This is a genomic window from Desulfitobacterium dehalogenans ATCC 51507 (assembly GCF_000243155.2).
In the GTDB taxonomy this organism is placed as follows: Bacteria; Bacillota; Desulfitobacteriia; order Desulfitobacteriales; family Desulfitobacteriaceae; genus Desulfitobacterium; species Desulfitobacterium dehalogenans.
On record NC_018017.1, the window covers coordinates 596262 to 618987 of the forward strand.

The window sequence follows — 22726 nt, forward strand, 5'->3', positions numbered from 1 at the left end:
GCTTTTAAGGAGGGGGCCCAATGGGAAAGTCGCAACTGGACAAGATACTTGAAAAAGCAAGCCGAGAATTAACCCTTGAGCGTCATGAGATTGTCGCCTTATTGGATCTGGCGAGCGAAGAAGAATTCAATAAAGTCATGGGGGTCGCTCAGAAACTTCGAGGGAAGTATTTTCGCAACAGAATCTTTCTCTATGGTTTTATATATTTTTCAACCTATTGCAGAAACGATTGTACATTTTGCCTTTATCGGAAATCGAACTCAGGTTATCCTCGCTACCGAAAAAGTCAAGGTGAGATTATGGCTACAGCACATTGCTTAGGTCAATCAGGAGTGCATTTATTGGATTTAACAATGGGTGAAGATCCCCTTTATTATTGTGACAGACAGGGATTTAATGATCTCATTCAAATAGTCAAAGATATCAAACGCGAAATAGAGATTCCCGTTATGATCTCACCAGGGGTGGTTTCTGAGGAAATTTTGTGGAAATTGAAAGAAGCGGGTGCAGATTGGTACGCTTGTTATCAAGAAACGCATAATAAAGCCCTTTATAGTCAATTGCGAATAAAACAGAGTTATGAAGAACGTATGAATCGGAAGATGAGTGCCCAAAAAATGGGGTACCTGATTGAAGAAGGGATGTTAACTGGTGTCGGTGATACGAATGAAGATGTTGCGGAGTCCATCCTTACTATGAGAAGAATGGGGGTTGATCAAGTTAGGGTCATGAGTTTTGTTCCGCAGAAAAACACCCCTTTGGAAAATTGGAAAATAACCTCGCATTTTCGGGAACTGTTAATCATAGCTATAATGCGCTTGGTTATGCCCGATCGCTTAATTCCTGCTTCTCTCGATGTGGATGGCTTAAAGGGATTGGTAAAACGTCTCGATGCTGGGGCAAATGTCATTACATCAATCATTCCCCCTTCCGTGGGCATGGCCGGGGTGTCTCAAAGTACTTTAGATATTGATGATGGAAATCGCTCGCTAGAAAAAATCATCCCCGTTCTGGATGCCAATCATTTAGAACCGGCAACTCTCAGTGAATATCAAGCTTGGGTTCAATCACGTCAAGCAATGATTAGTAGCTTTAAGAAAGAGGGGATTCAATGCAGGTAGCAGTTATTGGAGGGAAATTGCAAGGAGTAGAGGCAACTTATCTGGCAAAGAAGGCAGGATGGCGAGTCACGTTGTTTGACCGAAGAGAGAATGCTCAAGCTTCCACCTTGGCAGACAGCTTTCATTGCTTGGACATTTTAGCTTCTCAGGAGGATTTTAGAGCGTTACTAAAAAATGACATTGATTTAATCCTTCCTGCCATTGAAGATCTGGATGTACTGATATTTCTCACGAAGGTTGCAGAAAACCTCCAGATCCCATTGGCCCTTGATATGAATGCTTATAGGATTTCTTCTTCAAAGCTAAAATCCAATCAGCTATTTCAAGAACTGCATATACCCATGCCTCTGCCTTGGCCCCAGTGTTCTTTTCCTTTGCTGATCAAGCCTTCGGGAGCAAGCGGAAGCGTGGAAGTTCAAACAGTAACCCATAGGGAAGAGATGGAGGGTATTCTCGCTAAAGATCCTGAAAAGGAATGGATTGTGGAAGAGTTTCTTGAAGGGCCATCCTATTCCATTGAAGTAATAGGATTTGCTGGCGAGTATAGAGTGTTTCCCATCACCGAATTAGAGATGGATGCCCAATATGATTGTAAACGCGTTTTATCCCCTGCCGAGCTTAAATACAAGTTTATTGATGAATTTGAAGAACTTGCCCTAAAAATAGCAAGTCAAATAGGCTTAAATGGTATTATGGATGTGGAGACTATTCTCCATTTAGGAAAGTTAAAGGCTCTAGAAATTGATGCCCGGCTGCCAAGTCAGACTCCTACGGCCATTTATCATTCCTCGGGTATAAATATGGTTGAATGTTTAGGATATTCCTTTACCCAGGAAAGCCTCTACGTTCCTATCCCGAAGCGTCCCTCTCCCCAAGATAGCTTTTGTATATATGAGCATCTGAAAGTAAATGCGGATCGGATTGAAGTTTCTGGTGAGCATATTATCGCCGAAGCGGGTCCTCTTCGTCTGCTCACTGATTTCTTCGGGGCGGATGAGGCCTTGACGGATTATACTCCGGAAAAGAAGGAGTGGGTCGTTACTTTAATTACCCGGGGACCCACACAGTACGAAGTATGGGCCAAACGGTATGAAATTATCCGGAGAATTCAAGAGCAACTCCATATTCCTCGTTTCTTAGATCCTTATCCCTTTAGTTTATCCATGCCAACCACCACTAAAACTTCAGCTTCTTAAGCCTTTTAAATTCTACCTGAACTTTTCTATTATTATGCGGATTAGAAGGAGATGGAAAGGTATGACCCGTCTAAGCGAGAGCGATATACGTTGCATTGGCAACAGGATGGAAAATTACAACCGAGAATTAGTCATTAAGACCGGACATACCCTTTCTGAAATAGCAGCCCATGCTGTCGGCATTTCCCAGGTGAACGAAGGACAAATTGATAATTTGGGCAATATTGCAGTTGTACCAATAACAAGTGGATTAGGGGTTATTCGTGGATTTGCAGAAACCGTTTCAGGAATTTTAACTTTTTTAGGAGCGAAGGCCCAAGTTATGAATCACTCAGATGTTCAGGGCGTCGCTGAAGCATTAGAGCGGAAATCTGAAATGATTTTTATGGCGGATGATGATCGCTTTATCGCTATGCATTTAAAAAGCGGATATTTCTCGGAAAATAGTGAGGCAACTGGAAAAGGGTATGCCGCTGCATTAGATTATATGGTCAATAGCCTTGAGAATCGCAGCGTTTTAATCATGGGTGCGGGGAGGGTAGGACGTGCGGCAGCCTTTTCTGTTCTCAATTTTAAGGGTAAGGTTCATGTATTTGACTTAGAGCGGAAAGCAAGTGAAACTTTGGCTCAAGAGATTTATAAAAAGAGTGGAAGCCGAATCAGCATTGAAGAAAATCTAATAATAGCCTTAAGAGGTCATCAGTTTATTATTGATGCATGTTCTGAAGGCGAATTCATAAACAAGGAGCATATAACACCAGAAAGTTATATTGCTGCACCAGGAGTGCCATTAGGTATTCATCCGGAAGCTATTCCAGGGATTAAGCCGCGGTTAATTCATGATCCCCTTCAATTAGGCGTTGCGACGATGCTTTTTGATATGATAAAAGTGAGTGGGATTTACTCCTAAGACTAAATGATCAAGAAAGGAGAATATCGTAATGAATCTCTTAGCAAAATCCAATGACAAGATAAGATATTACCGAAAAAACAACGATTTCTTTAATTTGCTTGATAAAATTAAACTTTGGCCTTCACGAAAGGGGACTTTGCATGGGATAAAATCCATAACCCGAAGGGGAGATTTTGCCGAGATTATTACCCATTGCAATTGTCATTATGTTATTTCTAATTCACGGCACAGCCGAGCTGCTCGTTGGATAAGAAATAAGTGGTTATTTTCTTTGTGTCCCGCTTGCAAGATACCTGAATGGAAGATTAAAAAATACTCTTCTACTGTGATGAGTCAACATTATGGAGCTCGACTCTAAAATCTTTAATTGCTGGTAAAAATGGTTCTAACGGGATATCTACGAACTTTCAATTACTTTTCTCCCTTGGCTGCAAGTAATAACGTGCTTTCTTGTCACAAAAAATGGGATAATTGAAGAGTGAAAAACTCACCTGTGTCCGACAAACTGGGTATAGGCCAAAGGTATAAAGCGAGAAAAGTGGTCGATCTTTATTAAGGGGAAACCTTGGATGAAATGCCGCAGGCCTCTCCTTAAAAACAAGAAACTCCCAAGGCATGATACGGCTTGGGAGTTTCTTGTTCTCAATTTGCGCACACTTCTTACATCCCGCGGTGTCCCTTAAATACCGTTTATGGGTGTCAGACTGTTGCTTTTCATTCAATCATTTTAATCTAGTGGGCAATTTCGATGCCACTGTTGCTTGTTAAATTGGTCCCCCGGCAATGATCGGGGGCCCTTTATCGATAAAGTAAAATTACTCGGGCTTAACCTGATGCCGAAGCAAAAATACCTTATCTGTTTGATTTCGGAGAGGAGTGGAGATTTACCGTCACTTTTGAGAAGAGCGCAGAAGAAGTGGCGGCGGCCAAAGTGATTGCCGGTAAGGGAGAACTCTTGGAACAATATCCCGAGTGGGAGGTAGAATAAAGCGCAAGATCAAGTGCAGTGCGAACACGGTTAAAGATAGTAATGATTACCGGAAGGCAACCGAAGCGCAAAAAAGACTTTCTTCAAGACCAATTAAAGTCCTTTCCAAAAGTCTTTCTCACTTATATGTAGTTGTTTGCGCAGAATTCTATCCCATAGATTCTTGGGAATCTCTTTACTGACGGCATGGCTTATTTTTGTTCGAAGAAGGGTTCCGTCATTTAAGACTTTTTCGTAATACCAATGACCCGTGTTTCGAGCCAAAACCCAACCGTTCTTATCGCAATAACGTTTCAAATCTCCAAACTTTGGTGTCATAGCTTACAGACCTATCAAAGTACGGATTTCTTCGTCGTTTTCACATAGCATAATTCTCAATACATATGGGAAATGGTGTGTTCGGTTTGGGGCATGAAGAAATAGTTGGGAACGGTTTGAATAATCTTGAGCATAGAGTTTAATGTCTTCGACTAAGTTCTTAGCGGCTGACTCTAAGGTCGAGTTATTAACATAAATCTCAAGAAGATCAAGAGCAAGTGTTATTGATCCATCCTCTTCTTGAATAATTTCCGGAATCAATGTGTAGTTTTCTAGTATCATCTTGAGTAAATCAACCCGAAGCATTGCGACTTGTTCGGTTTGTTTTCTGTTAACAATTGCAGGGTTAAAAGAGTTGAAGACAGAATCGTACAGAGTTGAAAATTGACTCCTAGCCTCAGTAAACTGTAATTCAGTTAACATAGTCATTCCTCCCTCACCTCCAATACTATCATATGCAGTACCTTATGCACAGTATGACCAGAATGTACAGATAGTATAAACCGAGGGAGGGAGACCTCGCTTCTATACTCTAGGGCTTGACTTGTCCAGTGGTTACAGCCTGAATCAAAAAGATACAGAAAACGGGCATGTCCAGGAACGCGACAACGTTGTCGTATTCTTGGACATGCTTTATAAGCACCATGTCCCCGGATGGGGTTAATCTGGCGGTGTTTTTGTATTTAGATTATTTTGCGACAGAAATCCCAATTTGACCCGTTACATTGTCGGCGCATTGAGTGCTCAAGCCAGCAGTTATGGGCAATGAGCTCTCCTTAAGGCTTTGGCACGCTATTTGCAAATAGGATTAGGGTAAAGGTCTGCGCGTTATCTTCGCATAGCTGCAGAAACCACTGAACTCTGAGTGGAGACCGTTTTATGCAAAAAAATAAGGATGACGGGAGGAAGAAGATGAAAGAATGTAATGGATGCAATGGCTGCAACGAGGTCAATGTTCTGAGAGAAATGGCAGAGACGGATGAAGTGCCTTCCAATCGCTTCCCGGAATATACCATGCTCTGTGATAGCTGCCACCATGAATTTAAGCTTGAAGCCTCGGAAGAGGACATAGAAAAGGCTGTTTGCCCCGCTTGCCAAAGTGCCAAGGTAAGGAATCTCTATATCTCTTTCCCGGAGGATGGCCCGGGATTCAAGAAAAAAGTGAGTGGGTTCTCTTTTGGCGGCTGCAACTAGAACCTGGACTTATGCCACCTGAACCACACGACAATTCCCTGCCTATAAAGAAAACCCGGCTTCGTCGAGCTTTACATTTTTACGCATCACAAAAGGTGAAGTCGTTGGTTGCCCTTATGCTTAGAAAGTATAGTGCACAAGTTTATACTTTCTGATAGTGCAAGCAAAGGCTTCCCAGAAGTATCCACTCTTCGGGAAGCCCTGTTTTTTTGGTTGATATTTATCCTGTAACCTCAGGTATCATTTTAACCGTTAAATCTCTCGGTAAAGAAAGCTTGGCGCCTTTGGGAAAATTAACATTCTTGATTTCATGGGTATCGCTATCATTGATACCGAATGCTTCACTAATTGCGCCGACCATTGATATGTCTATAAGTTTATATATACGACAAATTTCCCCTTATTTTTTAAGAAAGATATGAGAAGATTACTATGAATAAATATAACATGGAACTTATTTGATTGAGCCCGGAAGCATGAAGGGAGATTGAGCAATGCTTGTATAAGAAAGACAATACTTCTTTTAAGCATTTGTGTATCATACGTTTTAGAGATATAAGGGATATTTTCTTTTTACAGTAAAAAGCCTTTGAATCACCATTTAATGGGCAGATAAAAATATTGGAGAGTGACTTATTATGGCAATTGTTGAGGTCGTAAAATATAATGGACAGCCGGATGTATTGGCCTGGAAATATCCGAACGAGGAACTGGGTACATGGACACAAGTAATCGTCAACGAGTCGCAAGAAGCAATCTTATTTAAAGAGGGGAAAGCATTAGACCTGTTTACCAGCGGCAGACATACACTTGAAACGGCTAATATTCCTATTTTAAATAATATTGTCAATTTACCGTTTGGAGGAAGATCTCCCTTTACTGCTGAAGTCTGGTTCATCAATAAACTATATTTGCTTGATATTAAATGGGGAACCCCTTCGCCTATTCAACTACAAGACCCCAAATATAAAATTTTTGCTCCTTTAAGAGCTTTTGGACAATTTGGCATTCAGATTTGTGATTCTCGGAAGTTTTTAGTAAAGTTGGTTGGTACGTTACCAAGGCTGGATAAGGAGAATATTGTTAAGTTTTTTAGAGGTTTATATTTGACCAAAGCCAAAGATGCAATTTCAAGTTATCTGGTAAAGAAACAAATCAGTGTATTGGAAATCAATGCCTACCTTGAGGAGCTTTCTGATTTTTTAAAAGAACGAACAGGGCCTGTTTTAGAGGAATATGGTATTAAGCTTATCAATTTTTATGTTAATGATATAAATGTCTCAGAAGAGGATGCAGGTGTAAAAAAATTAAAAGATGCACTTGCTAAAAGAGCTGAGATGGATATTGTTGGATATAATTATGTTCAAGAACGTTCATTTGATACATTGGAAGGTGCAGCGACAAATCCCAGCTCTGGGCAGGCAGGACTGATGGGAGCAGGAATTGGCTTGGGGATGGGAGTTGGAGTCGGAGGCACTTTGGGTCAGCAGGTGGGCAGTATGGCAAATAACACTATAAATATAAGGGATATGAAGAAATGCCCCAAATGCAATAACGAAGTGGCAAGCAATCAAAGATTTTGTGGGTATTGCGGGCATGATACTCAACAATTAGCTGAACCTTCCATAGAATCAGATAAAGTGACCTGCAGCAGTTGCGGTAAAGAGTATTCCAAGAACGTTAAATTTTGTCCGGAATGCGGCGATATTTATACACCATGTAAATATTGTGGGGCTGATTTAAAGGATAGGGCAGATAAATGTCATGTCTGTGGTAGAGAAACACCTAGCCTATGTCCCAAGTGTGGAACTTCAATAGAAAAGAATGCAAAGTTTTGTCCTGAGTGTGGTGAATCTCTTATTAAAAAATGTCCGAAATGTAATTGTGAGATTCAAGGCAGTACCAAGTTTTGCCCTGAGTGCGGAAACAAAGTGTGAGAAAGGAACTGAGTTATGAATAAAAACATTAATTTCTTTTACAGTTTGTTAATAGGATTAATCGTTTTGGCAGTCACATTCATAATCTTCTTTTTGGGAGTGGATAATAAAAGTTCTTTGGACTGGGTTTCCTTGGCTTTTGTTTTAATTGCAGAAATTGCTTTATTTGGCGGGATTACACTGTTAGCTATCCAACCATCATCTTCACGTCAGATAATATTGCGTACAGGAATAATTTCAGTTTTCTCTATGTATTGGCTATTTACGCTCTTAATAGGACTTTTTAGAAATATTTTCAAAGATTATACTAACATTTTTTATATGATAAACATTGGCATCATAGGAATGGTTGCAGTAGTTTCAATTTTGATCTATAGAGTATCATTAGGTTCAAAAGAAGAATAGCTATAATAAAATATCACACGGCAAAGGGGTGGAAGAATGAGTATTCAAAAGGGAAAATATCAATTCAGTGATATACAAATTTATAATTTTTTATCTAAGAATCGAGAGTTAAAATTTTATCTCACATGGCCAGTCATAATATTAGTGTTTATTCTTTTTTTCCCACTAGGAATTTACCTTATTTACCGAAGAACTACCGAGGATAAAGAAGCCGCTCTCAAAATTTATAAAGTAGTCAATTTTATCGGGTGGTTTTTTCTTATAATTGCTGCAATGTTTGTAATAGATATGAGTTCAAGGGAAGATTATTATAGTGGCTCTTTATCATTTTATCTGGTTTTGGGGTTGTTTTTCAGTGTGTGGGGTAGAAGGTTAAAAGCCCAATCCCTCAGATATAAGAAATATTTATCATTAGTTTTAATTAACCAAAAGTGGCAAGTCAATGATATTGCAAATATTTTGGGATTTAGTCACCAAAAGGTGAAAGCTGACTTGGTGACAATGATCCGTAAGAATTACTTTCCTGGTGGCTATTTTGATGAATCAAAAGGTGGTATGGTTTTTTCCCATATGGATGATTCTTACAATGAAGATACCGACCCGATAGTCGAAGCAAAAACAAGGGTTATTACATGTAAAGGCTGTGGTGCCAGTAATTCGGTGGTTGAAGGAACGATAGCAGAATGCGAATATTGTGGCTCTAAAATTGAAATCGATCCGAAATTGATACTGGAAGGAGAATTCAATCCAGAATTGATGCTGGAAGGAGAATTCAGTTATGATATTAAAATCGATTATAAGGCAGGATCTAATCTATCTGTATCCAAGAGCTTCAAGAAGGGTTGAGGTTGAATAGGCACGAAAGAATAAGAAAAGGGGAGTGTCGCCTACTACTCTTAGTAATATGCGACACTCCTTAAAGAATTTTACTTAAAAATGATTGGGTTCTTTCTTCCTGAGGATGGTTAAAGATCTGCTCCGGTGTACCCTGCTTGACGATGCGGCCCTCAGCACACAGCAAAGAGGTGGAAGCATGATTTTGCAAAATGAAAAGCATCAATTCAGCGATATAGAACTTTATAATAAGATAAAGAGACAAGAAAAATTGGAATTTTACTTGACATGGCCAGTACTAATATTAACTTTTATTTTTTGTCTTCCATTAGGAATTTATCTTATTCACCAAAGAACTACCGTGGATAAAGAAGCTGCTCTCAAAATATATAAATTTATCAATGTGATCGGGTGGGTTATAGTAATATTTCTTCTAATAAATATGGCAATAGATATAGCAATGGATATTGAATTAGATCAGTTTGAGGGGGGAGCTTATGGAGATTATATACCTTTTCTGATTCTTGGAGTAGCTTTTATCGTGTGGGCAAGAAATTCGAAAGCCCGATCCATCAGATATAAGAAATATTTGAAGTTGGTTTTAATAGAACGAAAGCGGAAAGTCGAGGATATTGCCAATACTCTTGGAATTAGCAAAGAAACTGTGAAATATGATTTGATGAAAATGAGCGCTAAAAATTACTTTCCCGGAGGCTTTTTTGATATATTAGCAGGCGGTATGGTTTTCCCCTATATGGATTCTCGGAAAGAATATACCCATACCAAACCGATCGTCAAAGTAGAAATAAAGGTTATTACATGTAAAGGCTGCGGTGCCAGTAATTCGGTGGTCGAAGGAACGATAGCAGAATGCGAATATTGTGGCTCTAAATTAAGTTGAAATCAAACCGAATTGATACTTGAAGCAGGTAGGAAGCACAGGTTTTACATAATCTTTGCGGAAACCCGGAATACTATGGGAAAATTCTGGGGAGGAACTTTGCATGCCGAACCTATCGGTTACTGCGCCTAATGAAGGCAAAGCGGGCTTAATCCCGGCCAAAACGGAGCCGGAAAATCTGGAGTGTCCTTTGGGGCTGGTGACAACCTGGCTGGTTCCCAATGAGCTTTTTTATATCCGCAATCATTTTCCCTATCCGCAGATCGACATGGCAACCTGGTCCCTGAGCATTGGCGGGCAATGCCAGCGTCCGGTTGCTTTTCATTATGATGAATTATTGAAGATGCCGCGGGTCACTAAGAATGTGACCTTTGAATGCGCAGGCAATAAGCGTTCTTTCCTCACACCGCCTGCTGCCGGTGAACAATATGGTATTGGTGCGGTCGGTAATGCGAAATGGACTGGTGTGCCCTTAAGCTATCTCTTGGATCTGACTCAGATCGATGCCGGGGTACAGGAGATTATCTTTACCGGCAGTGATTCCGGTCAGCGTCCAGACATGCCGGGGGAGTTCAACTATCAGCGGAGCCTCCCTTTTCAAAAGGAACTGCTTGCTGAATGCCTGCTGGCCTATGAAATGAATGATGAACCGCTGCCCTTTAAACATGGTGCCCCTGTACGGCTGATTGTCCCCGGGTGGTATGGCATGGCAAATGTAAAATGGCTGACCGGGATTACGGCTTCCGCCACCCCTTTTGAAGGACCCTTTCAAGCGGTGGACTATCTGTATCTGCAGCGGGAGGATGACTATCAGCAGGCAGTTCCGGTTACCGAGATGAAGGTGAATTCGGTTATAACCTGGCCGTCGAGAGGGGAAGTGCTGAAGCCCGGCACTTATGTCCTGCGCGGCCTGGCCTGGACGGGTAAGGGTATGATCACCAAGGTCAGCGTGAGTACCGATGATGGAATGAACTGGACGGATGCTATCCTGGCAAGTCCGGAGCACCAGCAATTCACCTGGACCTTCTGGGAATATACCTGGACGATTTCCTCACCGGGGCACTATTCCCTTATGGTCAAAGCAGAAGATTCCCTGGGTAATCAGCAGCCGCGGGTTTCTGCGTGGAATGTTAAAGGATACGGCAATAATATGATGCATCAGGTGCCGGCTTTCGTTCCCGGTACCCCAATGGTTCATTAAGAGTAAAGGACTATGAGTTATACCAAGGGGAAAACTAAATTTGCAAAAGAAAACAAGACCCCGAAGAGATTTTTGGTCTCTCCGAGGCCTTGTTTCCAGCATTGCTGAAACTACCGAATCGTCACACTGCTGCGATCTGATGTTTTTTCAACCGTTGGTGAGTAAATCCCGGCAGCGTTTTTGATATTGATTTGAAAGGTTGCGGGGTCTCCGGTTATTTGATCTCCAGAATCAACTAAATGTTTGGCAATATAAGTGTACGTTCCGTCGTTATTATTGACTTCCACAAAACTATCAGGATTGCTGCCGTTAATCTTGAAGTTACTGAGTTTGGTCACGGCTTCATCCGTAGTAAATTTCAGAGTAATGACATCGCCGATGGTAGCTTTTGTGGGGTCCGTATTATCTGAAGAAATCGCTACTTTAGAGATTCTGGCATATTTAGGAATGATCGTGACTGTACTTCCGTCAGATGTTGCTTCAATAGTTTGAGAGTAGATCCCTGCGGCGTTCTTTACATTGATTTGGAAGGTTGCCGGGGCACCTGTAATCAGATCTCCAGAATCGACTAAATGGGTTGCGGTATAGACATTTCCAACATGTGTGAAGTGATCCGGATTACTCCCATTAATCTTGAAATTACTTAATTTGGTCACAGGCACATTGGATGTAAAGGTTAGAGAAATGGTATCGCCATTCATAGCTTTTGTCGTATCTGCGTTATTTGAGGAAATTTTTACATTACTGATGATGGGTTGTGCTACTACATTTACGGTACAACGAGCTGTCTTTAAGCCATCCACTGTTGTGACCGTAATGGTTGCCACACCTGGGGTCAAGGGAGTCACCACGCCCTGACTATTAACCGTTGCCACGTTTAAGTTGCTGGATGTCCAGGTTACATTCTTGTTCGTCGCGTCGCTAGGGGATACATTGGCTGTTAAAGTCCCTATGGATCCTCCTGCGGACAGATTCATTGTGGATTGATTCAAGGTGACACCCGTTACACTAATCTTCTCGGTTCCTTGGGAATTAGCTACAGTCACCCTACAAGTTGCTGATTTGCTTCCATCCTCCGCTGTTGCAGTGACATATGCTGTTCCTGCCTTGACACCGACGACTTTTCCGTTTGCGTCAACTGTTGCGACGGCTGTGTTGCTGGATTTCCAAGTGACCTTTTGATTCGCTTTATAAGGAGCGATTTTCACGGCCAGGGTAGCACTATCTCCGACATTAAGGAACATTCTCTTTTTCAAAATTATTGCAGATACTTTATGTGTTTTGCTATCCTTTGAAATGCTTTGGGTAGATTTTACATGGGACTGAGCCCAAGATGGGGGTGCTGCCAGCACAGGCAATGAGGAAGATAGGAATAAACTCACTATACAGACCGTTGAGAATAGAGCTTTAAACTTTCGTTTCACTAGGTATTCCTCCCTTAATCGTATTTACTATTTAATACGGAAATGCGGCGGTATTTTGTGGGGGGATTTCCATATTTTTTTTGTTAAAGCAAAAAGCAGTCCTAATCCCAGTACTTTTGGAAAGAGCAATATGAATCGATTCTTGACCGTTTACAGATTTATCCTGTTAATATATGAAAAATCCTCAGAAAATGCTATACTATAACTATATAAGTACTATAATCATTTAAGGAGAGTGTACTATGGGAGCCAAAAAGAAAAAACAAACCATCGGCGTTATTAATCCATTAGACCTGATCAAGCGATCTCCCGACAAAATGAATTCTTCAATGGAAGTTGTAAGACAGGGTGTAGGAGTTCATCGGGACAAAACCAAGTATAATAGGAAAAAAGCGAAGCAGGAGAACTTTTATGATGGATATCATTGTGTATCGGATTTGGCGATATAGAATGATATCCATCATGTTTTCAGTCTCGCTTTTCGAATGACTTACATTATTTCATTTGATCTTCTTGACATTTACTTACACGTTTTATAAAATACCATTATGAGTCTTTATGCTGTTGTTTATGCCTGAGCCCCATAATGCTGCATAACTGCCGAGTGCCTGAGCCCCACGAAGCAGATCGGACTGAAATACGGATAATTGATGGAGGGAAACTTATGTCCACGTTCTTTGCGAAAGCGAATGCGGTGGAGCGTAAATGGTATGTCATTGACGCTGCAGGCCTTCCTTTGGGTCGTTTAGCTACTGAAGCTGCTCGCATCCTTAGAGGTAAACATAAACCAACTTTTACTCCTAATGTTGACACAGGAGATCATGTGATCATCATTAATGCAGAAAAAGTTGTTTTAACCGGTAATAAATTAGATCAAAAAATGTATCGCCGTCACTCCGGCTATCCTGGTGGTTTGAAAGAAACCCCTTACAGAAAGCTGATGCAAAACATGCCTGAAAGAGCTGTTGAGCATGCCGTCAAAGGAATGCTTCCTCATAACAAGCTGGGTGCTCAGATGTATACGAAGCTGAAAGTATATCGTGACGAAAATCATCCGCATCAAGCGCAACAACCCGAAATTTGGACCATTCAATAAACGGGAAGGAGGAAGTAAAACATGGCTGCACAATTACAATATCAAGGTACCGGACGCCGCAAAAACGCGGTAGCTCGTGTACGTTTAATTCCTGGAGAAGGAAAAGTTACAGTAAATAAAAGAGAGCTTGCTGAGTACTTCGGCAAGAAAACTCTGGAAATGATCGTTCAACAACCGTTCGGGGTAACCGACACAGTTGGCAAATATGATGTAGTTGCTCTCGCCCATGGCGGCGGTACTACAGGACAAGCCGGAGCTCTCCGTCTCGGAATTGCCCGCGCTCTTCTGAAAGCAGATCCCAGCTTGCGTCCAGCTCTCAAGCGTGCAGGGTTCCTCACCCGTGACCCACGTATGAAAGAGCGTCGTAAATACGGCTTGAAGAAAGCCCGTAAAGCTCCACAATTCTCCAAACGTTAATATCTCGAAAATCTTGGAACCCTCAAACCCGCGTGGTTTGGGGGTTTTTGATTATTCTAGTGCTTCGGATTTTTAATTTAAGATAGTACTTGCACAAAGAAATATTGTCCGGCCATATAGTGGAGTATCTTGGTGATAAAGGGAGGATAAAACAATATGGGCCATTCAGTGAGAAAAGGGGAATCACTTTATAAAATAGCTAAACGTCATGGGACTTCTGTTCATCATTTGCTTAAATTAAACCCTCATGTTCGCAGTAGACCAGCTACTATTTATCCTGGCGAGAAAATTAGGGTCAGATAAGATGTAATCGCCTGCAGCAATAAAGTGATGCCTTCCAAGCGTCTCTCTATGGATTCGTTGGCGTTAATCACAAAGAAATAGCAAATCCCTCAACCATGCATGGTTGGGGGATTTTTATTTTTAAAGTCCTAATTATTCATTCTTTGCTTGTTTCTCGAAGTATTCATTTTGCAGAAGACCCATATGAATGATGTCATGCCATTCACCATCTCTAAATAGACTTTGTGATAAACATCTAAAGATGGGCTGGTGGAATGCATAACTTCCACATCATTTCTCCACTTATGATAAAGTTCTGTGTCTTCCTTTGTCATCTTTCTTAGTTTCACCCTTGATGATTCAAACAGCATAACGATCACTCATTAGTTTGCGGATTTAGGATTGATTAATTTTTCTAAAGAGAAAAGCAAGACAGATAATTGATCCTTTACTTTTGTTTGTTCAGGCCCTAACTGAAACGTGTCCAACATTAAACCGTTTATAAAGGATAGGAGATACCTCGCAATAGAACGAGTGGATTGTTGTGGTCTAAATTCTCCTCTATGCATTCCTTCATTTAAAACTTCTTCTATAGCTTCGATGGTTCGATTGTAGCGTTCAGAAATGTAAGGGGAATTATCTTTATTATTTGCGTTTTTAGATGATAAAAAGAATTCCGCTTTTGCATAGAGCAATGTTTGGTCAATTGCCTCAATATAAATTTGCTGTTCTTTAACCCAGTTTTTTAATTGTGGCCATAGTGGACTTTCATCAGATGTCACAAAATAGTAAATGTCTTTTTGGTCATCATATTTTAATACTTCGATAAAAACGTGATTAATATTATTGAAATAACTATACAATGCACCTCTGGATATTCCGGCTTTGTCCATAATATCCTGCATAGATGTGCGAACAAATCCTTTCTCGATAAACACCTTCTTGGCTGCTTCTATCAACTCTCTTTCTCTCTCTTTTTTATAGTCTTCACTAACTTTTGGTGACATAAAGCCCACCTCCATAATGAATGACAAAATGCATAGAATAAACTATACACTACTGTCGTTTATATTATAGATTATACCGACACTAGTGTATAGTTTCAAACCTTTTATATTAATAACATGGGGCAGCCAGTCATAAAAAAACCACATTCTTATGAAAAAGAATGTGGTTTAAGTTATACAAAGCAGCAATCGTCAGAGCATAGCGAATACCGATCCCCATTTTCCTGCTCATCCGGTATAAAATATCTCCTGAATTCCGAGGGCAATACAGCATTCATGACTTCCATAAGATCCTTGATAGGCTCCTCAGCCCCTTCTAAAATCCAGATAACCGTAATCTCCAAGTTTCCATAAACACAGGCCTCTATCTTTTTCCTGACCTTCCAGTCGTGAATATCTACCTTATTTTTCTTCAAAACACCAAGAAAAAAATCCATACTTATAGTAAAGATATAATTCTTCAGGGAGTTCACATCCGATGACCGGATGGCATTTTGGAATAACTTTAGGTTGTCTTTCAACTCTTGATACAGCTGATACTGAGTATCCCGCCAAGGAATGCCCTCATCAAAGCGAAACAAGGTATTCTCCAGAATCTTTTTATAGTTTGAATTCAGCAAATCATACTTATCGGTATAGTATCGGTAAAAAGTAGCCCGGCTTACGCCCGATGCCTTAATGATGTCGGTAACCGAAAGCTTATCAATGGTTTTCTTGTGAAGCAATTCGCTTAATCCCTTAAAGAGCAGCGCCTCCGATATATTTTGTTCCATCATCATTCCTCCTCAGAGCGACCTGATCCTCTTATGACAGCTCAATCCAACTTGGCTAATTCAATTATAGGAAGATTGAGACCGATAATCAAGCTATTCCCAGGCAAGTAGTCCCCAAGGACGCTGATAAAGGTGAGACATACTCGGCAATTTGTCTCATATGAGACAAACTGCCCGGCTTGTTTCTATGCGCACAAGGAAAGGTGGATTAGAATAGAAGGGAAAAGGGAAATAAAGTACAAGGAGACCAAAGTTATGATTTCAAGAAGAGATTTTGTTAAGCGTGCCGCAGCCGGTGCCGTAGGCGTAGCAACGGTAGGTATTCTCGGCGGCTGTACTCAGGGGGCAGCATCGACCTCCAATGAAGTAAAATGGGATAAAGAGGCAGATGTAGTGATCGTCGGCGGAGGAGGTACCGGACTGGCGGCGGCTCTCCAGGCTGCCCTGGATGGTGCCAAGGTCTTAACGCTGGAAAAAGGAGGAGTAGCGGGGGGGACCACCAACTTTTCCGGTGGAGTTATGCAGGCAGCGGGTACGGATGCCCAAAAGCAATATACTTCCTATCAGGATGACACTCCGGAGAAGCACTATAAGCTGTGGCTTAAAGCCGGCGAAGGGGCGGTTGACGAAGAACTTGTGAAGGATCTGGCTTATCAAGCGCCGGAGCATATACAATGGCTGACAGATACGGTAGGCCTTAAATGGACAAGTGTCTACGGGCATTCTCATATTCCCTATGTAGAGGACTCTTTCTTTGCTGACCGCATTCATGTCTATGAGAACGGGGGCGGAATCGGCAGCGGTACCATCCTTACCAAGGCTCTTTTAAAGGCAGCCGAGGAAAAAGGCGCACTGATCGAATATGAAACTGAAGTAACCGGACTTCTGACCAATGAAAAGGGCGAAGTGATTGGTGTTACTGCCAGACAGAAGGATGCTGAAATAAAAGTAAAAGCGAACAAAGGAGTCATCTTAGCGGCGGCAAGTATCGATCAGAATAAAGAAATGGCGAAAGCATTAAGCCCCCAGCAGTATTGGGATCTGACAACTCAACAATGTCTGTGCACTCCTACCAATACAGGTGATGGAATCCGTATGGCTATGGAAATCGGCGCAGCAGTATGCGGGTTTGGCGGAACCATCGATTTTTGTGCCAAAACGGGGGCTGCTACAGATAACCGGGTACCCTTATTTCCATCCTTTATCGTCAACCAAAAAGGAAGGCGGTTCGTTTGCGAAGACGCAACCTATGCCTACCATTATCGGGCCATTTTCCAGCAAGAGAAGCAATTGGACGGCCCAACCTTCATGATCTTTGGAGAGAGCAGCCTCTCGGCAGAGAAGGCGCCCTGGACCAAAGAAAGTGTTGCTAAAGATGTGACCGACGGTGTGGTGTTTAAAGCAGATAGCATAGAAGAACTGGCTGGATTGATTGCCGTGGACCCGGCAAATCTCGCTTCCGCATTGGCAACCTGGAATTCCGATATGCAAAAAAACAAGGATAACCAGTTTGACAGAAAGACAGGACTGAAGCCCATCACAGGGCCCTTCTATGCCTATAAAAATGTTGCCGCCAACCTGGGTTCGCTGGGCGGTGTAAAGATTAATGTGGATGGTCAGGTACTCCGGCCCAACGGTGAAGTCATTCCCCGCCTGTATGCAGGCGGACTGAATGCGGGAGGATGGATAGGACCCTACTATCCGGGCTCCGGGACGGCAATTATGGGTACCGTTCACTGGGGACGCAAAGCGGGCGGTCATGCTGCGAAATTAACTTCTATTTAGACCATAATTTATCATCATGTAAGGAGTTTAGAAATGAGAAAGAACAAATATGTCTTGATATTATCCCTGTCCCTTGTCCTGGTTATTGCTGCAGGATGCAGTTCAAGCCCCGCGGCTGCAGACAAACCGGCTGAGAATGGTTCAGCCGCCGTATCGAAGGAATCACCCGCTGCCAACGAAGGCCCGGCAGCCGTCAGTTATAAAGACGGCACCTATGAAGGAACCAGTGACGCAGGAATACATCCGGGTTTAAAGGTCTCTGTGGTGGTGAAAGATGGGAAGATTGCAGAGGTTAATGTGGTTGAACACCAGGAGACTGATGGAATCGGTAGCATTGCCATCGAAAAGCTTCCTTCACTGATTGTAGAGGCCCAGTCCACGGAAGTGGATTCGGTCACCGGAGCCAGCCTGAGCTCAGGTGCGATCAAGGAAGCTGTCAATAAGGCATTGGAACAAGCTAAATAATGAGTGCTTGCAATTAGAATAGTAGATTTTTAACAATAGTGTCTAGAACTTGATGCCCAGGGAATACAAAACCCTGGGCATTTGCCTTTTTGATAGGGAAAAAGCATTGACCTGAAGGTCTAATCGTGTTAGACTTCACTTAGTCTAATGGCATTCAACCAAAATTCAAGGGAGGACTTATCTTATGGAACAGTATAAGCTTGGGGAAATGGAGCAAAAATTTGCTGATTTGATTTGGCTCCATGCCCCTATTCCTTCCGGGGAGCTTGTCAAGCTGTGCGAGAGGGAACTGAGCTGGAAGAAGTCCACCACTTATACCATGCTCAAGCGGCTTTGCGACCGGGGGATATTTGAAAATCAAAAAGGCAGGGTTACAGCCCTGATGAGCAGGGAAGATTTCACAGCGGCACAGGGGGAGCAGTTTTTGAGCGAAACCTTTGGAGGTTCTCTGCCCCGGTTTTTTGCGGCGTTCACCCGCAGAAACAAATTAAGTGCGAAAGAAATCCGTGAGCTGCAGCGGCTCATTGACGAGCATAAGGAGGGGTAATTATGCAGGAGGAACTATTCTTACAGGTACTCAACATGAGTTTTACCGGGAGTGTGGTCATCCTGTGTGTAGTGCTCATGCGGCTTTTGCTCAGAAAGGCGCCGAAGGTTTTTTCCTACGCCCTTTGGAGTGTTGTGCTTTTTCGTTTGGTTTGCCCCTTTTCCTTTGAGAGTGCCTTAAGTTTATTGCCGGTGAATTCCGAACCCATTCCATCCGATATTGTTTATGCGGCCATGCCCCAGGTCCATACCGGGATTGGGGCGGCGGACCGGGTTATCAGCTCGTCCCTGCCCGGGGCGGTTCCCTATGCAAGCATTAATCCTCTGCAGATCTGGGTCTTTTTGGGGTCCCTACTGTGGCTTTGGGGCATTGCTGCTCTTCTTCTGTACAGCATTTTCTCCCTTATAGGTTTAAAAAGGCGGCTGGGAACCGCGGTCCATGATAAGGAGAACATATACCTCTGTGCAGACATCGATACCCCCTTTGTGATGGGGGTGATCCGTCCCAAGATTTATTTGCCGGATTCACTTTCCGGCACGGAGAAGGAGTATATTCTGCTCCATGAGCAGACCCATATCCGGCGGATTGATCATGTGGTCAAGATCCTGAGCTTTTTTGTGCTCTGCATCCATTGGTTTAATCCCCTGGTGTGGGCGGCTTTTTTCCTTTCCGGCAGGGACATGGAGATGTCCTGCGACGAGGCAGTCATTAAGAAGCTGGGCAATGAGGTGAAAAAAGAGTATTCTTCCTCCCTGCTTGCTCTTGCCACGGGCAGGCGTATCGTGGGCGGCACTCCCCTGGCCTTTGGAGAGGGTGATACCAAGGGGCGGATTATGAATGTGCTCAACTATAAAAAGCCCGCCTTCAGGGTCTTGTTGGTTGCTTTTATGGCCGTGATCATCCTGGGCCTGGGGCTGATGGCTAATCCCAAGGTAGGGGAGAACTTCACCGGTGCCGTCTATAGTGTAGATGAGATTCTCTACGATGCACCCCAGTATTCCTTTACTTACACCACGGACAGCGCCCCTCAGTACAACATTTCTGCCGACTATGTGCTGTTTCGCAAGGAGATTTCCGATCAGGACTGGGTCATGCTCGGCAGTCTTTATAAATATCCCCTTACCCGTCAGGAGCAGTATAGGCTCTTTAATCCTCTGAACAACAAAGCTCATGAAAATCTGGATAAGGTGAAAACCATTTACCGGGCGGATCTTAAGGATAAAAACCAGACCTTTATTCTTGTCATGGAACAAAAAAACGGCGATGTACTCTTGGCCCATGGCTATGATCATTCTGGAAGTCCTCACGTCCGCTGGCTGTTTCGCTTGAATAAGGCTGCCGAGCCTGAGGCAAATGAGCAGGCTAACCAACCAAAGCCCCAGGGTGATACTGCTTTCGGTACCACAAACGCGGAGCCTGTGGAGAAGGTTCAGGGCCACAGTACCCTGAAAAAGACCTGAAAGCGTAGCTTTACGCACAAGAGCGAAGGATTTTAGCGGAGGGGCGTCTGGGTTAACGAGGCTTTCTTAACACAGCGGAGCCACTGGTTCACATCAGGTATTACCTGGAGGTTTGGCGGAGCTGCTAAGAAAGCGAGTTGACCAGCCCTGGAGCTAATAAGTGAGCGGTGTGCGTAAAGCTACACGACCCTAGGAATCTTTTTCATCCTATGCTTGTTCCCTATGTCAGAAACCACCAGCGTTAGATTCCTGTCCCTATAGGCGTCTATAGCTTTGATTATCGAAATAGTAGGAGGACCATTCATGAAAAAGATTCTAGCAATAGCTCTGACTACCCTTATGCTTACGGGCATAGTGGGGTGTACTCAAAACACAGATTCCCCGGAAACCAACATATCTCAGGAAAACACCGACCCTGCGAAGGAAACGGAAGATCCCCAGGATCCTGAAACGGATCCGGTGACAGACCCGAATACCCCCGTAACCAATGATAATAACACTTCCGGTGACAATACCGCCCCTCAGGAAAGCAAGCCGTCTACGAACACCCCTCCCCCCAAGAATACGGCTCCCAGCAAACCACAAGAGACAGTGACACCTCCGAAAACCCCTCCTGCGCCGACTTCTCCCCCGGAGTCAAGCAAGCCCTCCGAGGGGAATACAGCGGCAACTCTTGAGGATAAGATGACTAAGCTGCTCACAGGGGTCAAGATAGATGTACTAACCGGTGACACGGAAGTTACGGCGGATCGGTTTGCCTGGTATTTCGGCATCGACCCCATCGAGGGAGCGGAAGGATTGGCATCTGAAGCTATGATTAGTTCCGTCGCCCATTCCATCGCTTTGTTGCAGCTGCCTGAGGGTGTGGACCCGGCCAAAACTGCGGCTGCCATAGAACAAAAGATCGATCCCCGCAAATGGATTTGCGTACAGGCTGAAAAGACCGTTGTCAAGCATAAGGGGAATCTGATCCTGGTGATTATGTCCCATAAGGATATTGCCGATGCAGTTGCCGCCAATTTTGATGCCCTTTAAGGAGACCTCTTTATGCTTTTTTCCAGCATCAGCTTTTTGTATGTCTTTCTGCCCATAGTACTCCTCAGTTACTTCCTTGTGCCCTATGGAGTGAAAAATGTCGTCTTATTAGGGGCCAGCTTAATCTTCTATTTTGCGGGAGAGCCCATCTATACGGTACTGCTCATCATTTCCACCCTCTCCGCTTATCTTCACGGCCTGTATATCGAAGCTCATCGGGGGTTAAGGAGAGCAAAAGCCGCCCTGGCCTCCTCGATACTAATCAATCTCGGCATACTGGGTTTTTTCAAGTATGCCGATTTCTTTATTGCCAATTGGAATGGACTGACCGGAGGGGAGATCTCCCTGCTGCAGATAGCTCTCCCCCTGGGCATCAGTTTCTATACCTTCCAGACCATGAGTTATGCCATCGACGTTTATAGGGGGGAAGTCAAAGCAGAACGGAGTCTGGTGAATCTCGCGACTTATGTCTCCCTTTTTCCCCAGTTGGTGGCGGGGCCCATCGTAAGGTACAGCACCGTAGAAGAGGATCTCCGCCGCCGAACTCACGGCATGACGGACATAGCCTTGGGTATCCGCCGTTTTGTGATTGGGCTGGCCAAGAAGGTGATCATTGCCAACAGCATGGGGGAGCTCTGCGCTGTCTTTCAGCTCTCTGATGAGAAGAGTGTGCTTTTTTACTGGATCTATGCCCTTGCCTTTACTCTGCAGATCTACTTTGATTTTTCCGGCTATAGTGATATGGCTATCGGCTTGGGCCGCATCTTCGGCTTTCGGTTTCCTGAAAACTTCAATTATCCTTATATTTCCCGTTCCATCACCGAGTTTTGGCGGCGCTGGCATATCAGTCTCAGCTCCTGGTTTCGGGATTATGTCTATATCCCCCTGGGGGGGAATCGGGTTTCCTTGGGGAAAGGGGTCCGCAACATCCTGATCGTCTGGTTCTTGACAGGGTTTTGGCATGGAGCGGAATGGAACTTTATCCTCTGGGGACTGCTGTTTGGGCTGTTGCTGCTCATGGAAAAGCTCTTCCTGAACCGATTCCTGGAGAAGCTCCCTGACGGATTCCGCAGAGTATATACGATGTTTTTCATCGTCTGCAGCTTCGTCCTTTTCAATGCTACGGGACTATCAGGGGCTTTGCAGGATTTTCAAGGGATGTTCGGGGTACTTCCCTTACCCCTTTGGAATGAGGTCACCCTGTATTATTTAAAGGACTATGCCTTTTTGCTGGGGATTTCTCTCGTTGGCGCCACACCGTGGCTGAAAAATCTGTTGGTCAAAGTACAGTCCCGCTCCAAGGGTGCGACTGCTGCTGCTACTCTTTTATGGGCGGAGCCCATCGTCTTGACCGGCCTTCTTTTGCTTGTCAGCGCTTATTTGGTGGACGGGTCCTTTAACCCATTTTTATATTTTCGTTTTTAAGG

25 protein-coding genes are annotated in these 22726 nt (G+C 43.4%); 19 read left to right on the forward strand and 6 right to left on the reverse strand.

Annotation, left to right across the window (positions count from 1 at the left end; all coding sequences use genetic code 11):
- Positions 1–20: 20 nt before the first annotated feature.
- The 4 genes from pylB (at position 21) to pylSn (ending at position 3588) form a co-directional block, all read left to right on the forward strand.
- A complete protein-coding gene (gene pylB / locus DESDE_RS02815) occupies positions 21–1121 on the forward strand; it encodes a methylornithine synthase PylB (RefSeq protein WP_014792521.1) in 1101 nt (366 codons plus the stop codon).
- Positions 1112–2317 carry a 3-methylornithine--L-lysine ligase PylC gene (gene pylC / locus DESDE_RS02820; RefSeq protein WP_014792522.1) on the forward strand — a complete coding sequence of 402 codons (1206 nt, stop codon included), beginning with the start codon at positions 1112–1114 and terminating at the stop codon, positions 2315–2317. Before pylB ends, pylC begins: the two co-directional genes overlap by 10 nt.
- Before the next feature lie 61 nt (positions 2318–2378).
- Complete coding sequence (pylD, locus tag DESDE_RS02825) at positions 2379–3227, forward strand: 3-methylornithyl-N6-L-lysine dehydrogenase PylD (protein ID WP_014792523.1); 849 nt, start codon at positions 2379–2381, stop codon at positions 3225–3227.
- Positions 3228–3258: 31 nt separating this feature from the next.
- Positions 3259–3588, forward strand: a complete 330-nt coding sequence (pylSn, locus tag DESDE_RS02830) for a pyrrolysine--tRNA(Pyl) ligase small subunit (RefSeq protein ID WP_014792524.1) — start codon at positions 3259–3261, stop codon at positions 3586–3588.
- A gap of 723 nt (positions 3589–4311) precedes the next feature.
- Here the strand turns inward: pylSn and DESDE_RS20935 are convergent.
- Both DESDE_RS20935 and DESDE_RS02835 read right to left on the reverse strand, forming a co-directional pair.
- A complete protein-coding gene (locus DESDE_RS20935; RefSeq protein WP_014792525.1) occupies positions 4312–4536 on the reverse strand; it encodes a hypothetical protein in 225 nt (74 codons plus the stop codon).
- A gap of 3 nt (positions 4537–4539) precedes the next feature.
- Positions 4540–4965, reverse strand: a complete 426-nt coding sequence (locus DESDE_RS02835; RefSeq protein ID WP_014792526.1) for a hypothetical protein — start codon at positions 4963–4965, stop codon at positions 4540–4542.
- Between the two features lie 483 nt (positions 4966–5448).
- On the opposite strand from DESDE_RS02835, the gene DESDE_RS02840 reads away from it, so the two are divergent.
- Positions 5449–5730, forward strand: coding sequence for an FmdB family zinc ribbon protein (locus DESDE_RS02840; protein ID WP_014792527.1), 282 nt, complete (start codon positions 5449–5451; stop codon positions 5728–5730).
- Positions 5731–5950: 220 nt separating this feature from the next.
- Here DESDE_RS02840 and DESDE_RS21775 read toward each other — a convergent pair whose 3' ends face one another.
- Positions 5951–6091 (reverse strand): hypothetical protein, encoded by a 141-nt coding sequence (locus DESDE_RS21775; protein ID WP_158309854.1) that lies wholly within the window; start codon positions 6089–6091, stop codon positions 5951–5953.
- Between the two features lie 277 nt (positions 6092–6368).
- Here DESDE_RS21775 and DESDE_RS02845 point away from each other — a divergent pair, with 277 nt between their 5' ends.
- The 5 genes from DESDE_RS02845 to DESDE_RS02865 all read left to right on the forward strand — a co-directional run bounded on the left by DESDE_RS02845 (position 6369) and on the right by DESDE_RS02865 (position 11008).
- Entirely contained in the window at positions 6369–7667 is a 1299-nt protein-coding gene (locus DESDE_RS02845; RefSeq protein ID WP_014792528.1) for an SPFH domain-containing protein, read from the forward strand.
- A gap of 15 nt (positions 7668–7682) precedes the next feature.
- Entirely contained in the window at positions 7683–8072 is a 390-nt protein-coding gene (locus DESDE_RS02850; protein WP_014792529.1) for a hypothetical protein, read from the forward strand.
- Between the two features lie 36 nt (positions 8073–8108).
- Positions 8109–8918, forward strand: coding sequence for a hypothetical protein (locus DESDE_RS02855; protein WP_014792530.1), 810 nt, complete (start codon positions 8109–8111; stop codon positions 8916–8918).
- 187 nt (positions 8919–9105) lie between these two features.
- Positions 9106–9807: a helix-turn-helix domain-containing protein gene (locus DESDE_RS02860; RefSeq protein ID WP_014792531.1), complete on the forward strand. Its 702-nt coding sequence runs from the start codon at positions 9106–9108 to the stop codon at positions 9805–9807.
- A gap of 103 nt (positions 9808–9910) precedes the next feature.
- Complete coding sequence (locus DESDE_RS02865) at positions 9911–11008, forward strand: sulfite oxidase (RefSeq protein ID WP_014792532.1); 1098 nt, start codon at positions 9911–9913, stop codon at positions 11006–11008.
- 110 nt (positions 11009–11118) lie between these two features.
- Here the strand turns inward: DESDE_RS02865 and DESDE_RS02870 are convergent, their stop codons facing one another.
- Positions 11119–12264, reverse strand: coding sequence for an Ig-like domain-containing protein (locus DESDE_RS02870; protein ID WP_242831315.1), 1146 nt, complete (start codon positions 12262–12264; stop codon positions 11119–11121).
- 410 nt (positions 12265–12674) lie between these two features.
- Here DESDE_RS02870 and DESDE_RS02875 point away from each other — a divergent pair, with 410 nt between their 5' ends.
- The 3 genes from DESDE_RS02875 to rpsI all read left to right on the forward strand — a co-directional run bounded on the left by DESDE_RS02875 (position 12675) and on the right by rpsI (position 13945).
- Positions 12675–12881: a hypothetical protein gene (locus tag DESDE_RS02875; protein ID WP_014792534.1), complete on the forward strand. Its 207-nt coding sequence runs from the start codon at positions 12675–12677 to the stop codon at positions 12879–12881.
- A 215-nt stretch (positions 12882–13096) separates the two neighbouring features.
- Positions 13097–13528: a 50S ribosomal protein L13 gene (gene rplM, locus DESDE_RS02880; RefSeq protein ID WP_014792535.1), complete on the forward strand. Its 432-nt coding sequence runs from the start codon at positions 13097–13099 to the stop codon at positions 13526–13528.
- Positions 13529–13549: 21 nt separating this feature from the next.
- Positions 13550–13945, forward strand: coding sequence for a 30S ribosomal protein S9 (rpsI, locus tag DESDE_RS02885; RefSeq protein ID WP_014792536.1), 396 nt, complete (start codon positions 13550–13552; stop codon positions 13943–13945).
- Between the two features lie 665 nt (positions 13946–14610).
- On the opposite strand, the gene DESDE_RS02895 is transcribed toward rpsI, so the two are convergent.
- Together DESDE_RS02895 and DESDE_RS02900 are read right to left on the reverse strand one after the other, a co-directional pair.
- Positions 14611–15234 carry a TetR/AcrR family transcriptional regulator gene (locus DESDE_RS02895; protein WP_014792538.1) on the reverse strand — a complete coding sequence of 208 codons (624 nt, stop codon included), beginning with the start codon at positions 15232–15234 and terminating at the stop codon, positions 14611–14613.
- Positions 15235–15407: 173 nt separating this feature from the next.
- Positions 15408–16013, reverse strand: coding sequence for a TetR/AcrR family transcriptional regulator (locus DESDE_RS02900; protein WP_242831316.1), 606 nt, complete (start codon positions 16011–16013; stop codon positions 15408–15410).
- A gap of 249 nt (positions 16014–16262) precedes the next feature.
- Between DESDE_RS02900 and DESDE_RS02905 the strand changes: the two genes are divergently transcribed.
- The 6 genes from DESDE_RS02905 to DESDE_RS02930 all read left to right on the forward strand — a co-directional run bounded on the left by DESDE_RS02905 (position 16263) and on the right by DESDE_RS02930 (position 22724).
- Positions 16263–17792: an FAD-dependent oxidoreductase gene (locus DESDE_RS02905; protein WP_014792540.1), complete on the forward strand. Its 1530-nt coding sequence runs from the start codon at positions 16263–16265 to the stop codon at positions 17790–17792.
- A 33-nt stretch (positions 17793–17825) separates the two neighbouring features.
- A complete protein-coding gene (locus tag DESDE_RS02910; protein ID WP_014792541.1) occupies positions 17826–18257 on the forward strand; it encodes an FMN-binding protein in 432 nt (143 codons plus the stop codon).
- Positions 18258–18441: 184 nt separating this feature from the next.
- Positions 18442–18804, forward strand: a complete 363-nt coding sequence (locus DESDE_RS02915; protein ID WP_014792542.1) for a BlaI/MecI/CopY family transcriptional regulator — start codon at positions 18442–18444, stop codon at positions 18802–18804.
- A 2-nt stretch (positions 18805–18806) separates the two neighbouring features.
- On the forward strand, positions 18807–20264 hold the full coding sequence (locus DESDE_RS02920; RefSeq protein ID WP_014792543.1) for a M56 family metallopeptidase: 1458 nt from the start codon (positions 18807–18809) through the stop codon (positions 20262–20264).
- Positions 20265–20567: 303 nt separating this feature from the next.
- Positions 20568–21299: a hypothetical protein gene (locus tag DESDE_RS02925; RefSeq protein ID WP_014792544.1), complete on the forward strand. Its 732-nt coding sequence runs from the start codon at positions 20568–20570 to the stop codon at positions 21297–21299.
- Positions 21300–21311: 12 nt separating this feature from the next.
- Positions 21312–22724, forward strand: coding sequence for an MBOAT family O-acyltransferase (locus DESDE_RS02930; RefSeq protein ID WP_014792545.1), 1413 nt, complete (start codon positions 21312–21314; stop codon positions 22722–22724).
- The last annotated feature ends 2 nt before the right edge of the window (positions 22725–22726 follow it).